Annotated in this window: 15 protein-coding genes, 1 pseudogene and 1 other annotated feature; of the genes and pseudogenes, 11 read left to right on the forward strand and 5 right to left on the reverse strand. The window is 61.6% G+C overall.

Translation table 11 applies throughout. From position 1 onward, the window contains the following. The 3 genes from RIA72_RS10580 to RIA72_RS10590 form a co-directional block, all read left to right on the forward strand. Nucleotides 1-141 (forward strand): transposase (locus RIA72_RS10580; RefSeq protein ID WP_350032812.1); only part of this gene is annotated, 141 nt, incomplete at its 5' end. A gap of 256 nt (nt 142-397) precedes the next feature. Beyond that, a protein-coding gene (locus RIA72_RS10585; protein WP_350032143.1) for an IS3 family transposase occupies nt 398-1,569 on the forward strand; the annotation gives its coding sequence in 2 pieces (ribosomal slippage) (nt 398-662 and nt 662-1,569; 1,173 coding nt in all). 149 nt (nt 1,570-1,718) lie between these two features. After that, on the forward strand, nt 1,719-1,970 hold the full coding sequence (locus RIA72_RS10590) for a hypothetical protein (RefSeq protein ID WP_067182347.1): 252 nt from the start codon (nt 1,719-1,721) through the stop codon (nt 1,968-1,970). Nucleotides 1,971-2,308: 338 nt separating this feature from the next. Here the strand turns inward: RIA72_RS10590 and RIA72_RS10595 are convergent, their stop codons facing one another. The 3 genes from RIA72_RS10595 to RIA72_RS10605 form a co-directional block, all read right to left on the reverse strand. Beyond that, the gene (locus RIA72_RS10595) at nt 2,309-3,079 is read right to left on the reverse strand and encodes an NUDIX hydrolase (protein ID WP_067182344.1); all 771 of its coding nucleotides are present in this window, start codon (nt 3,077-3,079) and stop codon (nt 2,309-2,311) included. A gap of 77 nt (nt 3,080-3,156) precedes the next feature. Further along, nucleotides 3,157-4,743 carry an ABC1 kinase family protein gene (locus tag RIA72_RS10600; protein ID WP_067182342.1) on the reverse strand — a complete coding sequence of 529 codons (1,587 nt, stop codon included), beginning with the start codon at nt 4,741-4,743 and terminating at the stop codon, nt 3,157-3,159. Next, on the reverse strand, nt 4,740-5,228 hold the full coding sequence (locus RIA72_RS10605) for a MarR family winged helix-turn-helix transcriptional regulator (RefSeq protein ID WP_350032144.1): 489 nt from the start codon (nt 5,226-5,228) through the stop codon (nt 4,740-4,742). The genes RIA72_RS10600 and RIA72_RS10605 overlap by 4 nt, the downstream gene beginning before the upstream one ends. A gap of 103 nt (nt 5,229-5,331) precedes the next feature. On the opposite strand from RIA72_RS10605, the gene RIA72_RS10610 reads away from it, so the two are divergent. Then, nucleotides 5,332-6,503 (forward strand): IS3 family transposase gene (locus tag RIA72_RS10610; protein WP_095387322.1). Its coding sequence is split into 2 segments (ribosomal slippage): nt 5,332-5,596 and nt 5,596-6,503, totalling 1,173 coding nucleotides; the frame shifts between segments, so codons are not numbered across the junction. Between the two features lie 323 nt (nt 6,504-6,826). Here the strand turns inward: RIA72_RS10610 and RIA72_RS10615 are convergent. Continuing rightward, nucleotides 6,827-8,054 (reverse strand): annotated as a pseudogene (locus RIA72_RS10615) (IS3 family transposase). Further along, nucleotides 7,660-7,774: a sequence feature (AL1L pseudoknot), on the reverse strand. (Overlaps the previous pseudogene by 115 nt.) A gap of 103 nt (nt 8,055-8,157) precedes the next feature. Then, nucleotides 8,158-8,523 (reverse strand): helix-turn-helix domain-containing protein, encoded by a 366-nt coding sequence (locus tag RIA72_RS10620; RefSeq protein WP_120694225.1) that lies wholly within the window; start codon nt 8,521-8,523, stop codon nt 8,158-8,160. A 353-nt stretch (nt 8,524-8,876) separates the two neighbouring features. Here RIA72_RS10620 and RIA72_RS10625 point away from each other — a divergent pair, with 353 nt between their 5' ends. From RIA72_RS10625 to RIA72_RS10655, 7 genes are all read left to right on the forward strand, one after another. Further along, nucleotides 8,877-9,680 (forward strand): DsbC family protein, encoded by an 804-nt coding sequence (locus tag RIA72_RS10625; RefSeq protein ID WP_082813415.1) that lies wholly within the window; start codon nt 8,877-8,879, stop codon nt 9,678-9,680. A gap of 184 nt (nt 9,681-9,864) precedes the next feature. Then, nucleotides 9,865-10,179: a hypothetical protein gene (locus tag RIA72_RS10630; RefSeq protein ID WP_062770222.1), complete on the forward strand. Its 315-nt coding sequence runs from the start codon at nt 9,865-9,867 to the stop codon at nt 10,177-10,179. 135 nt (nt 10,180-10,314) lie between these two features. Then, nucleotides 10,315-10,581, forward strand: a complete 267-nt coding sequence (locus RIA72_RS10635) for a type IV conjugative transfer system protein TraL (protein WP_054588706.1) — start codon at nt 10,315-10,317, stop codon at nt 10,579-10,581. Between the two features lie 8 nt (nt 10,582-10,589). Continuing rightward, complete coding sequence (locus RIA72_RS10640; RefSeq protein WP_062770225.1) at nt 10,590-11,225, forward strand: TraE/TraK family type IV conjugative transfer system protein; 636 nt, start codon at nt 10,590-10,592, stop codon at nt 11,223-11,225. Beyond that, nucleotides 11,209-11,973, forward strand: coding sequence for a type-F conjugative transfer system secretin TraK (locus RIA72_RS10645; RefSeq protein ID WP_062770228.1), 765 nt, complete (start codon nt 11,209-11,211; stop codon nt 11,971-11,973). The genes RIA72_RS10640 and RIA72_RS10645 overlap by 17 nt, the downstream gene beginning before the upstream one ends. Next, the gene (locus RIA72_RS10650) at nt 11,970-13,271 is read left to right on the forward strand and encodes a TraB/VirB10 family protein (protein WP_082813416.1); all 1,302 of its coding nucleotides are present in this window, start codon (nt 11,970-11,972) and stop codon (nt 13,269-13,271) included. The genes RIA72_RS10645 and RIA72_RS10650 overlap by 4 nt, the downstream gene beginning before the upstream one ends. Nucleotide 13,272: 1 nt before the next feature. Then, the gene (locus RIA72_RS10655; RefSeq protein WP_294027722.1) at nt 13,273-14,013 is read left to right on the forward strand and encodes a DNA-methyltransferase; all 741 of its coding nucleotides are present in this window, start codon (nt 13,273-13,275) and stop codon (nt 14,011-14,013) included. The last annotated feature ends 21 nt before the right edge of the window (nt 14,014-14,034 follow it).

Consider the following 14,034-nt stretch of genomic DNA (forward strand, 5'->3'; position numbering starts at 1 on the left):
CGCGTCGAGCGCATGTTCGGAAAGCTCAAACAGCAACGACGCATCGCCACTCGATATGACAAAACCCTTCTCTCGTTCGAGAGCTTCCTAAACCTCGCCGCCACGCGGCTATGGCTGAAGTCTTTTGTCAACGCGGCCTAAAAACCGGCCGCACTGAGTGGTCCGCACCGATTGTTTCTACAAGTCTGCTTCTGGCACCAATACGGTCCGCTGGTGGAACGTGGCGGAACGGGATGGCAGCCGTGGCGGTGTCACGCCTTCCCTGGAACAAGGCCGATAGTGAAACGAGCTGTGAGACCCGGCGGTGCTGTATCAAGGTCAAGCAGTAGTCATTTGATCTGCCCCCTTCTGAGTGGTCCAAAATTGATGATATTTTGGACGACGAAGGAGATATGGAATGCCGAGCAAGAAGCATCGCCCGGAAGAGATTATCGGCAAGCTGCGTGAGGCGGAGGTTGTGCTGGCGCAGGGCGCCACGACCGCCGAGGCGTGCCGTCGGATCGCGATCAGCGAGCAGACCTATTATCGTTGGCGCAAGGAGTATGGCGGCCTGAAGACCGACCAGGCGCGGCGGATGAAGGATCTGGAGAAAGAGAATGCGCGACTTCGTCGTGCGATCTCGGACCTGACACTCGACAAGCTGATCCTGCAGGAGGCCGCCCGGGGAAACTTCTGAGCCCCGCGCGCCGAAGGCGCTGTATCGATCACATCAGAATGATGATGCCGGTGTCCGAACGGCGGCTCTGCCGTGTGCTGGGGCAGCACCGATCGACACAGCGCAAGGCGCCCCGCGGGGTGGATGACGAGGCGGCTCTCACCGAGGATATCATTGCGCTGGCACGGCAATATGGTCGCTATGGCTATCGCCGGGTGACGGCGTTGCTGCGCGATGCGGGGTGGCATGTGAACCGCAAGCGGGTCGAGCGCATCTGGCGCCGCGAGGGGCTCAAAGTACCGCAACGGCAACCGAAGCGCGGCCGCTTGTGGCTGAACGATGGGTCGTGCATCCGGCTGCGGCCGGAATACCCCGGGCACGTCTGGTCCTACGACTTCGTCGAGGGCCGCACCCATGACGGCCGCAAATACCGTATCCTGTCGATCATCGACGAGGCGAGCCGGGAGTGCCTGGCGTTGCCGGTCGCGCGCAAGCTCAGGAGCGATGACGTACTCGCCGCGCTGGCCGACCTGTTCGTCACGCGCGGACCACCCGCGCATATAAGGTCGGACAATGGCCCCGAATTTATCGCCACGGCGGTGCAGCAATGGCTCGCCCAGATCGGCGTGAAAACGCTGTATATCACGCCAGGGAGCCCATGGGAGAATGGCTATTGCGAAAGCTTCAACGGATCACTGCGCGATGAACTGCTCAACGGCGAGATCTTCTACTCGCTCGCCGAGGCCCAGATCCTGATCGAGGCTTGGCGACGACATTACAACACCGTCCGGCCACACAGCTCGCTCGGATACCGACCACCGGCGCCGGAGGCCGTTCCATCGCCAGTGTCGCCCTCCGGTTCCGCTTCGCTCCACCTACGGCCAACACTGGCGATGGAGGCGTCAATGCACTAACAATCCGCACGGACCACTCGGTGGGGGCCGGTCACGATGCGCCATCGTCGAAGCGAGAGACTGAGATGATTACCTTGCACCTCCCAGAAGGAGCAGATTGTATAGCGTGAGTTCTGACGCCGCGCGCTGCAACCGGGGGATTCCTTTGCATGCTCTTTCGGAAGCTGCGCCTGATCCATTTTGAGGCTGGCATTCCCCTTGCGCTAGCGATATTGGCTCGGCTCGCCGACACCGATCCCGCGGCACAGATCCGCGATCGTTCCGCCCTGCACCCGAACAATCTCCACTACTCGCAGCTTAGCGATGTTTTCTTTCAGATGGTGCTTCCTCACCATTCCGTCACTCTCTTAACCAATTCAAAAATAGAAATCGGGCCAATTAGAAGAGTGCAGATCAGCTAACATGCCGGTAGTCGCAGTAGATCAGCGTCACTTTAATTTCGTGGATGTTCTGGTTCATCTCGGTCCTTGGAGCTTGTTTGCTCGGCTTCTCTTAGGTCTAATGATGCTGCTGCTAGACCTATCTGGCCCAACGCTCGCTGTTTCATTGCGATAACAGGACAGAGACTGAAAGGCGATTCCTGAGTTCCGACCGGAATATTTTCGAACGAACATCCTGCAAGACAGCAATAAACCCTAATAAGCCAGGCGCATAGCTAGGTGACACGGTTTGCGACGGGGCTACAAAACGATGGTAGCCGGTCCCCTCTTGCCGAGACGATCGATCGTCTCGGCGTTATTCATCCTATAACCTCGCTTGCCGGGCCGTAGCCTGCATCCTCCGGGATGGTCAGGATATTCTTGCCATCTCGCTGCAAGACCCACGGCAGGACAGGCACGATCGTGCGCGCCTGCGCGCGATCTACGCAGTCCGTAGCACTGTTCGCCTTGGACAACAGTTCCAGGTTCAGTCGGGTCGGGAAAATGACCGTGCGCTCGCCCGATTGCCCCATCTCCAGAGCACGATTTGGTGACAGCCATTCGGCATCTACCGTCTCATAGCCATCGCACGCGGCAATTTGGCGTTCCGGGGCTCGAGCGACGTAGAACCAGGTGTCGAACCGCTTCTTCATGAAGACCGGGGTAATCCACCGGGCAAAATCGGTGAGGCTATCGAGCCGCAAGATCACATCGGACTCCCGGACGACATCGAGGAACGATCTTTCCCCCTGTTCGACTGCCCGGCGGCTGTCCGGGTCACAGGCCCCTTCGAAAGGGCTGCCATCGCGGTTGACCGCCAGCAAAATGCCAGCCTCCTCGTAAGCTTCGCGGATCGCAGCGATCTTTAAAATTCTCTGGGTCGTATCGACCTGATCCCGCCCGTCGCAGTAAGCGGCCCATTCCTCCAGAGAATCATCGGAGTGGGGTTTCCCGCCGGGGAAGACCAGTGCGCCAGATGCGAAGTCTATCTGATGATGTCGCTTCACCATGAGAACCTGAAACTCCGGTTCATCCCGCACCAGCAGCATGGTGGCGGCAGGCACCGCCTCGGCTGGTTTCTGTTCGGTCATTTCCACTCTTCTCCCTTGATGTAGCCAATATCGGTGCCGGGCGGCCGTGATCTAAGCGTTCAACGCGTATGGTCTTATCAGTTCCATCTAGGAATGAGTGCTATTCCCGCGAAAGCCAGAACAATGCCTGCCAGTAACAACGATTGGTCGGCCAGCAATGCGGCAGAGACGATCAATGCGGCGACCACCGGACCCTTGACGGGGGTGCTGCGGTCCTCTTCCCGCGTCAGATGGTTCAGGCTGGCTGGGTCGATGGACACCTGAATCGTACCTGATCGAGCGACCGAGGCAACGTTCTCGATTAGCTCGGGCAGCGATGCCGAGAAATCAAGCAGCCCACTGCGGACCTTGGCCAAATGATCCCGCGCGGCTCCGATCGAAAATCGCTCGGCAAACAATTGCATCACGATCGGCTTCGTTTCTTCGGCGATATTGTAGTCCGGCGCCAAAGAGCGAACGAAGCCTTCTGCGGTCAGCAGGGTGCGCAGCAAAATAGCGAGGTCGGGCGGCAATACGAGGCGATACTCGCGCAACAATCCGAAAACCCGATCGAAGATTGCCGAGAATTCAATCCCCGCAAGAGCTGTGCCGCGAAATTCCTCGATCAGCTCATCCAGATCCATCGCCAATTGCGCGCGGTCCACGAGTGGATTGCCTGCCCAGTCAAGCAGCAGATCGGCCACCTTGTCTATCTGATCGTTCGCGATAGCAAAAATCAGGCGGACGATTTCCTGACGCCGCGCGCCGCTGAGAAAGCCGACCGAGCCGAAATCGATGAAGCCTACCTGGTTCCCTTCCATCCAGAAGACGTTGCCGGGATGCGGGTCGCCATGAAACTCTCCGTTGAGAAGGATCATCCGTAGCACCGCATCGGCATAGCGCTTCGCGAACCGGGCATTATCTCCCTGACCAGTTGCCGGGGGCCGCGACGCAGGCTTTCCGACCAGGGCTTCCTGCACATTGATCGTCATGCCTGTAAGTTGCCAGTGGATCGCGGGGGTCTTCACCCCAAGCATCTCCAGATAACCGCCAATCCGTTCACAAGCGCGTGCTTCTGCCGCCAGGTCCATCTCCCGCGCTAAATTCTTGGCGAATGTCTGGAGGAACTGCACGGGTCGATAGCGGGCAATGTCGCTTGACCGACGCTCGGCGAGGCCCGCGAGCCGTGTCAACAGCCTCATGTCCGCCTCGATCCTGGGCGCCATGCCGGGTCGGCGGACTTTCACGATAGTCTCGCTTCCGTCCAGCAGGGTTGCGACATAAGTCTGCGCGATAGAGGCTGAGGCGATCGGGTTTCTCTCGAAAGCGGCGAATTCACATTCCCAGTCGCTGCCCCAAGCCGATACAATCACCGGTTCGATCTTATCGAACGGCAGCGGTTCCACCTGGTCGTGGAGAGTGCCGAACGCGGAAATCCAGGGTTGTGTAAACAGATCGCTTCTGGTCGCCAGGAGCTGGCCAAGCTTTATTCCGACAGGGCCGACATCGCGCAACAGCGCCACCACCGATGCAGGACGCAAGTCCTCGGTATCTGGCTCCTTCTCCGAAACCGGCATAACGCCAAATAAGCTTCCGAGATTTTTCAGACCGTGCCGGGCGAAAATCTGACCGAGTTCTGCTAGCCGCGTCAGTTCACCGACACTGTTTTCCAGATCATGCTTCATCGGCTTTCTTCGCAAGTGTCAGCCTGCTTCTGATTCTCCGCAACTTTTCGAAGCATCGTACGCAGGAGGTCGATTTCAGGCGCAGACATTTCCTTCCAGAGAATTTCGTGGAGTCGATCAGCCGCTTCGCGCAGTTCTGGCCAGATGGTTCTTACTTGCTCGGTGAGGTGGAGGTTCCAAACTCTTCGATCGTGCGCCGCCCGCTCTCGCTCGATCAAACCTTTTTCAACCAAAACTGCGACAGCCTGTCCTATCGTCGCCGATTCAAGCTCGAGCAGGCGAGAAATCTCGGTCTGTGTTAGCGTAGGTTCCCTCAACAAGGACGCGATGATCCGCCATTGTGTTTGATTGAGGTCGAGCCCCACGATCAGAGCGTCGAACGTCCGCCGAGCGGTCCTGTTCACCTCTTCTAGCAAATATAGAATGTCATCCTTTTCGTTGGGGGCGTAATCACGTATCTCATCTTTCGACATATGCTTATCCATCGCGCTATCTTGGAAGGCTCGCGCAAGCCTGGCGTGTTCATGATCTGCCCCCTTCTGAGTGGTCCAAAATTGATGATATTTTGGACGACGAAGGAGATATAGAATGCCGAGCAAGAAGCATCGCCCGGAAGAGATTATCGGCAAGCTACGTGAGGCGGAGGTTGTGCTTGCGCAGGGCGCTACGACCGCCGAGGCGTGTCGTCGGATCGCGATCAGCGAGCAGACCTATTATCGGTGGCGCAAGGAATATGGCGGCCTGAAGACCGATCAGGCGCGTCGGATGAAGGATCTGGAGAAGGAGAATGCGCGGCTTCGTCGTGCGATCTCGGACCTGACGCTGGACAAGCTGATCCTGCAGGAGGCTGCCCGGGGAAACTTCTGAGCCCCGCACGCCGCAGGCGCTGTATCGACCACATCAGAATGATGATGCCGGTGTCCGAGCGGCGGCTGTGCCGCGTGCTCGGGCAGCACCGATCGACGCAGCGCAAGGCGCCACGCGGGGCGGATGACGAAGCGGCCCTCACTGAGGATATCATCGCACTGGCCCGGCAATATGGTCGTTATGGCTATCGCCGGGTGACGGCGTTGCTACGCGATGCGGGGTGGCATGTGAACCGCAAGCGGGTTGAGCGTATCTGGCGCCGCGAAGGGCTGAAGGTGCCACAAAGGCAGCCGAAGCGCGGGCGTCTGTGGCTGAACGACGGATCGTGCATCCGGCTGCGGCCAGAATATCCCGGCCATGTCTGGTCCTACGACTTCGTCGAGGGCCGGACGCACGATGGTCGCAAATACCGGATCCTGTCGATCATCGACGAGGCGAGCCGGGAGTGCCTGGCGTTGCCGGTGGCGCGTAAGCTCAAGAGCGACGACGTGCTCGCGGCACTGGCCGAGCTGTTCGTCACGCGTGGGCCGCCGGCGCATATCCGGTCGGACAACGGCCCGGAGTTTATCGCGACGGCGGTGCAGCAATGGCTCGCCCAGATCGGCGTGAAGACGCTGTATATCACGCCCGGATCGCCATGGGAGAATGGCTATTGTGAAAGCTTCAACGGATCCCTGCGCGATGAGCTGCTCAACGGCGAGATCTTCTACTCGCTCGCGGAGGCCCGGATCCTGATCGAGGCTTGGCGGCGGCATTACAACACCGTCCGGCCGCACAGCTCGCTGGGATATCGACCACCGGCGCCGGAGGCCGTTCCATCGCCAGTGTCGCCCGCCGGTTCCGCTTCGCTCCACCTGCGGCCAACACTGGCGATGGACGCGTCAATGCACTAACAATCCCAGCGGACCACTCGGTGGGGGCCGGTCAGTTCTCGACACCTTGTTGGCCGGCCTCACGGATGGCGTGCTTGTCGAAGCAGACGGCGAGAAGGTGATGCAGTCCGTCGCCGATCTGACCTCGGCGATGCGATCTGATGTCCTTCACAACGTGCCTCCAACGTCAATGGATATAGCGAGCGCCATTCGCCGAAATTCGAGCCGAATGGAACAACTTGACGATCTCAGTTTCGAGGCGGAGGTTGCGACGAATAAGGAGAACAGCAATGCGCGCTCATAACTGAAGCGTCCCGGGTTTTCCGGAGGCGGTTTCATTTGAGTCATGCGACCATATCGAGGTTCTCTCTGGCTGCATAGTAATTGGCTTCGGCCTCGGCGGGCGGGATATGCCCGATAGGGCCGAACAGCCGGTGATTGTTGAACCAGTCGACCCAGCGCAGGGTTGCCATTTCCACAGCCGATACGCTCGGCCATGATCGCTGTCGCCAGATGACCTCGGCCTTGTAGAGCCCGTTGATCGTCTCGGCCAAGGCGTTGTCGTAGCTGTCGCCAACACTGCCCACCGACGGAACGAGGTTGGCCTCAGCCAGGCGCTGGGTGTAGTTCATGGCCAGATATTGCACGCCCCTGTCACTGTGATGGATCAGGCCGTCATCGGGCCCGGGCCTGCGCGCATGGATCGCCTGCTCGAGGGCATCCAGCACGAAGTTCGCTGTGGCGCTGGTGCTAACCTTCCAGCCCACGATCCTGCGGGCGTAGGCATCGATCACGAAGGCGACGTAGACGAACCCCGCCCAGGTATGCACGTAGGTAAAGTCGACCACCCACAGAGCATTGGGCCGACTGACGCGGAACTCGCGATTGACCTTGTCGAGCGGGCATGGCGTCTTCGGATTGCTGACGGTGGTGACCGTTGTCTTGCCGCGCCGCACGCCTGCCAGCCCCATGGTCCGCATCAGCCGTTCCACGGTACACTTGGCTACCGCGATGCCCTCGCGGCGCAGCTGGTGCCAGACCTTGCGTGAGCCGTAGAGGCCAAAGCTGTTCTCGTGGACACGCTTGATGTCTTCCTTGAGTTCGTCATCGCGTCGCACACGGGCCGGACGCCTGCCGGGATCGGCAAGACGGACGGCATGCTCGTGGTAGGAGGATGGGGCGACCGCCAGTTCGCGGCAGATCGGCTCGATACCCAGTTCCTCGCGGTGAGCGTCGATAAACGACATCACCATTTGCCGTGGCGGTCGAGCTCCGCCTGAGCAAAATATGCGGACGCCTTGCGCAGGATCTCGTTGGCCCGGCGCAACTCCTTCACTTCGCGTTCCAGCGCCTTGACCCGGTCCCGGTCGCTGGCGGCCTGCGCCGCTGGTCCCGCTCGTCGGCCAGCCTCCTCACGGCACCAGCGGCGCAAGGTCTCGGTCGTGCAGCCGACCTTCCCGGCAATCGAGGACATCGCCGCCCACTCCGACGGGTAATCCCCCGGTGCTCCTCCACCATCCGCACCGCGCGATCGCGAAACTCAGGCGAAAACTTGTTCCTTATAGCGCTCATCGTAGCTCCTTCTCACAAATAGGAGCCTCCGGAAAACCCGGGACGCTTCAAACCGTTGGGGGCGTACCTTCAAATGAAAGCAACCCGTGGGTAATTAGTCCTGTCAAGGTGTTGTTCGCCTTCCCTGTGTGTGCCGCGCGATCAGACGGATACAGCGATACTCGAGATCAGCCTGATTGTGATGTGGCGGATCAGCCGACAAAGGCTTGCCGTGCGCGTGAAAAAGCAGTGGGAAAAAAATGTGGCTTGGCGCGAGACCCAGCGCCGCCCCGCAGCGTAAGTGATCCTCCAACTTCACGGCCGGATTGCCACTCTCAATTTCGCGCAGCCACCGAATGCTAATACCGACCCGCGCTGCGAACTGTCGTTGCGAGAGGAATTGACGTCGTCGTTCTCCCTCAATCCGTCGACCTGAAGATTCCTTCAGTTGCGCCAGCAATGCATCGTGACTGGTGGTTACGATTGTCATTTTAATTCCTGCCCGAAATGGCCAAGCATTGACTGCGTTCGGCAGGTGCAATGCTGATCGGCCATCGTGAGCCGGGCAACGGGAACTGCTTGCAAACCGAAAGTTTCGTTCAGCTTGTCGCCAGATTGGGATCACCCGGATCCCGCTCCGTTTAGAAATGGCGCGCTCATCGGCGGACCCGCTTTGCACTCTCCTGCCTGCTATGGGCAGCACGGTGCCCCCTGCCTTGTCCCGCCGCGCCGTAACCGCGATCCACCCTCCACATGAACAGCGGTCAGGGCGCAATGATGTCTTCATGCCCAGTCTCCGCCCCGGTCAATGTCGAATGGCGCACTCCGCGCTGAGGAGGACACATGCTACGCAATTTTGCCGATGATTGCTCTTCGCGCCTTTTGTCCGTCGCAAGCCTTCCGCTGATTGCGGCGTTGTTCAGCATCAGCCCCGCCGCCAATTCCCAGGAAATCGGCGAGAGGATGGCACTGGCAAAAGCTGCTGCCGACGCGGAGCAACAGCTCCACCAGACCTTCACCAATCTCCAGTTCGAGGACTTCGGGCCGGCACCGGTGAAAGGACCGCTCTACCAGGCAAGTGCCGGTGGCCGCATCGTGTACTATGCCCCCGAGAGCGAGCATCTGCTGTTCGCGTCGATCTTCGACAAGAACGGCGTCAACCTGACGGCGCTTGCGCAGGAGGCCGGGGCGGCGAAGCGACTGAAGGCGATCGACACTGCGGTCGCATTCGCTGTCGGCCCCGAGAACGCGCCGACCATCATCGAGTTCACCGATCCCGATTGCCCCTATTGCCGCGCGCTCGACCGCTATTGGGCGGCGAAAGCAGCGGAAGGCAAGCCGGTCCGACGCCTGGTCTTCTTCGTCAGCGGCATCCATCCCGAGGCGGCCGCGAAGGCCGAGCATATTCTCTGCTCATCGGACAAGGAGGCTGCATTCAAGTCTATCTACGCCGGCGCCGCGCCCGCGGTGCTCCGAACTTGCGCCGAGGGCCGCACCAAGGTCGAGGCCCACGCGCGGATTGTCGGCTCGGCCGGTATCACCGGCACGCCGACACTGATCGCCGGCGGCAAGCTGATCTCCGGCTTCCAGCAAGCCGAGATCGAGGCGTTCCTCTCTTCAGCGAAGACCGCCCATGCGCCTCGCTGACGCCTTCCCCTTTTTGGCGGACGCCCGAGCACCGGGAGCATCATCGCTCCCTGCCCGGGCGCACCGGAATGCCGGCGGCGGCGCCCCCATCGGGCCGTCCAGCGCAGTCGTCGGCCGACAGCGATACTCGTCGATGCCGGCAGGCAGGTCAGCGGACAGCCCGACTTTTGAGAAAGTGAGTAATGTGATCAAAAATCTCCGAAACAATGCGCTCTCGGTCGCCAACATCGGCATCCCGGTGCTGCTGCTGTCGATCATCGCCGCGAGCGCGCATGCGTTCACCGCGCCGGTCGCCGGCGACCTCGGTTACGACATCTACGACATCGTCGTGAACCAGGGGGTCAAGGGCCCGCTCGGCTTCGTCGGCGGCGTCGCCGCCTTCCTGTTCGGCGTGTCGCGGCTATTTTCCAACATCATGATCGGCATCCCGACGATCGTGGCGGCGGTCTGCCTGATCAAGGCGGACTCGATCCTCCAGACCTTTGGCATGGTGATCTGACGGCATCGGATTGCAGGCGATCGTTCCGGTTCCACCGTTCGCTTGCAATCCGGTCACCGGGAGGATGGCTCCCGGAAAAAGCCCCGTGGCCAGCGCCTGCGGACGCGGGGTTGTGAAGCAGGAGGAGAAGGGTCGATGGACGAACGCCTGCCCCAGTATCTGCACAAGCCGGTCCAGATCCTCTGGTTCGGATCGGACGAGTTCGTGCTGGTGGTCACGACCATCTTCGTCGCCGTCATCGTCGGCGGTCTGGTCGGCTGGGCGTTCATCGCGGCCCTTCTCCTTTTCCTGCCGTGGAAGCGCGCGCAGCCGCGCGGCTTCCTCGCGCATCTCGCGTGGCGATGGGGAATGCTGCGCTTCCGTCATTATCCGGGTCCGACTCAGACCCGCTTCTACGAATGAGGGCGCCCATGTTTTCGCGTTCCCGCAAAACCGCTCCCGTCGACCCGCTGGTTGGCAAGCCGGCGAGCTTCGGCATCCACCGTTATGTCCAAGGCTCGTCGAACCTGTTCGAGGAGAACCGGCTGCTCAAGTTCGCGATCGTCGGGCTGTTCGGCATCACCGCGGTGCTCGGCGCTGTCATCTACAGCTCCGACCAGAAGCAGCGCACCGTGGTCGTGCCGTTCGGCGCCGGTGGCGATCTCTATGTGACGGGCTCGAAACCGTCAGCCGCCTATATCCGCACGATCACGCGCAACATCGTCGCGCTTGCCGGAACCTATTCGGCCTATTCGGCCGATCGGCAGTTCCAGGAACTGCTCTCGATCGTCCATCCGTCGGCCTACAACAGCATGCGCGACAGCCTGAACAGCATCCTCGACGAGCTTGCCGGCAACCCGACGCTGTCGATCGCAACCTATATCCGCCCCGACCAGCCAGTCCAGTGGACCGACCGCGACATCCTCGTCCCCATCGAGAAGGTGCGGGTCATCGGCGGCGTCATCCGCAAATTCCGCGGCAACCTTCGCATTCGCTACGCCATCGAGAACGGCCGCTTCTGGCTGGTCTCGCTCACCGAGGAGAGTTTTGATGTCCAGGCTCGCTAGGACGGGCGTGGCGCTCATTTGCGCCGCGTCGCTGCTGCCGACTTCCGCATTCGCGCAGGCGATTACCGCGTTACCCGATCAGGTCAGCACGATCCGGCTCTCGAACCGCGACGTCAATCATATCGTCTGCGTCGGCGGCGAGATCGAGGATGTGAAGTTCTCGGCCGAGAAGGCTATCGCCGTCGAGCGCGCTGGCTCGGACGCCTGGATCAAGTTCCTCGTCAAAGAGATCGACGACATGGGGGCGGTCACCCGCACCTATGTGACGACACCGAGCGAGTTCTTCATCTCCTGCAATGGCGCCATCTATCCGCTTCACGCCGAGCCGTCGGATATCCCGGCCCAGACCGTGACTCTCGTACCCGGTCGTCCGCAACGCGCGCGGGCCAACGAGGATTTGCTCGGCCCACTGGTCGAGGAAGAGCGGGCCATCTCGATCAGCCTCGCCATGCTGCAGGACCGCGTGCCGGCGAGCTTCACCGAAGTCGCACCGCGATCAGGCCTTATCACGATCCAGGCTATGCCGTCGGCGACACTCACCGAACGCCGCCAGCTAGAGATCGAAGGATCTGGCCTCTCGGCTTCCGAATATCGCATCACCAGCGACAGCGATGCGGCTCTGGAGGAACGGCAGTTCCTCGACCGTGCGCTCGGCTCCGACATCTTTGCGGTGACGCTCGACCGGCTTTCCCTCAAAGCTGGCGAGAGCGCCCGGCTGGTCGTCATCCGGCGCGGAGATGGACAATGACCGCCGCCCCCGAACAGGAGGCGCTCGACCTCGGCGAGATTGGCCAGCCGCTACCACCTGAATCCGCGCGGCCCGAGCGTGGCCCAGCCCTGCTCGCGCTCAAGGAGCGCTGGGCGAGGATGAACTCGAAGCAGAAGCTACGCGCCAAGCAGCTCGGCGTCGCCGGCGTCGTCGCGCTGCTCGGCACCGGCCTCTACACCGCCAGCACGGGCGGTGATGACAGCAAGCCCGAAGCCCCCGCGGCGACCAAGCTCGACATGGGTGCGGGGCTCCGCGGCGACAGCCTCGAGGTGAAGCTGCGCGGCGACCTCCAGAAGATCCTCGAAGGCCAGTCGCTGCTCGGCGAGCGCGTCGCGGCGATTGAGGAAGGCAAGGTCATCCCCGGCAGCAAACCCGCCTCGTCTCCCGATGGCGATCCGGGGCTGCCGCCCGCGCTGCCCGGCGCCATTCCCGATTACCCGCCGGCGCCCGGCGAAGCCGAAGGCATGGCGGGCGAAATCCCGGCGCCGCCCATGCCGCCTGCCGCTCCCCCTGCCCCGCCCGCACCACCCGTCGAAAAGACGATCGGCGCGATCGGTGCCGCCGTGTCGGCGCCAGGAGCGGTCGCTGCGGCCGACGGGAAGGCCGCGCCAGGTAGCGCTAAAAAAAAGACGCGGACGATCTATTTGCCGCCTGGTTTCATGAAGGCGAGGCTGCTGACCGGGATCGACGCGCTCGCGAGCCGCGATGCGACTTCGAACCCCGAGCCGCTGATTGCCCGCGTCCAGGCGCCCGCGGTCTTGCCCAATGATGTGAAGGCAAACCTCTCGGGATGCTTCGTCATCGGCAACGCGACGGGCAGCCTCGCGAAAGAGCGGGTCGAGGTCCAGCTCGTCTCGCTGTCCTGCGTCGATTTCGACGAACGCTCGGTGGTCGACCAACCGATCAAGGGATTCTTCGTGGACACGGACGGAAAGAAGGGGCTGTCGGGCAAGGTTGTCACGCGCGCCGGGGCGAGCCTTGCCCGCGCGTTCCTGGCCGGCACGATCAGCGGCATCAGCCAGACGGTCGAGAACACCATCGGCGACGTCTCGACGTCAGCGCTTGGGTCGGTGCGGACGCTCGATGCGGGCGACGCCGCCAAGGCTGGGATCGCCGGAGGTCTTTCGAAGTCGTCGGACAAGCTGACGGATTTCTATCTCGATCTCGCGCGCCAGGCCGGTCCGATCGTCGAAGTCGGCGCCGCGAAAGATGTTGTCGTGGTTATCCAGGAGGGCGTTACCCTCGAGATCAAGCCGACGGCCGGAAGCAAATTCTGATTTGGCGGGTTGCCCTGCCGTCCTTTGCGGCGACTGCCGCGAGATCGCGGCCGCCCATGGTCCCTATGACCTGATCATTGCCGGTCCTCCTTATTGCATCACTACCCTCTGCTGGGACAGGCGTGTCGAAGGCCGGCATGCGCTCGCCGCGGCATTGCTCAAGCCCGTAGGCTCGCTTTGGGTCTTCGGTTCGTTACGCTATCTGCTCGCCGACGCTGGCCGTTTCGAAGCAGTGGGGTTGCGTTACGCCCAGGACATCGTCTGGCGCAAAGCCAACGGAACCGGATTTGCAGCCGACCGCTTCAAACGAGTCCACGAGATCATCGTGCAATATTATCGTCACGACGCGCTTTGGAGAGACGTCTACAACGACGTTCAGCGCGTACCAGCGACAACGCGAAACAAATCGGTTCAACTGAGGCGAGCGCGGACGAAACACACCGGGTCAATCGGCGCCGGCGCCTATCATGACGACGGCACGCGGATCATGAAATCGGTGATCGAGATAAACAGCGTGCGCAGCGGCCTCCATCGCACCGAAAAGCCCGTGGCGTTGCTCGCGATCCTTATGCGCACCTCCTGTCCGACTGGCGGTCTCGTCGGCGATTTCTTCGCCGGCTCCGGCGCCGCCGGCGAGGCGGCTGCGTTGACCGGGCGCCGCTATGTCGGCTGCGAGGTCGATCCGCTCATGGCTGCAAAGGCGCGGGCGCGATTGAACGCACTGCATAACCGTCCCTCCTAAGCCGGCAGCAAAAAGAAGGGC

It is taken from the genome of Sphingopyxis sp. (assembly GCF_040216815.1).
Taxonomy (GTDB): Bacteria; Pseudomonadota; Alphaproteobacteria; order Sphingomonadales; family Sphingomonadaceae; genus Sphingopyxis.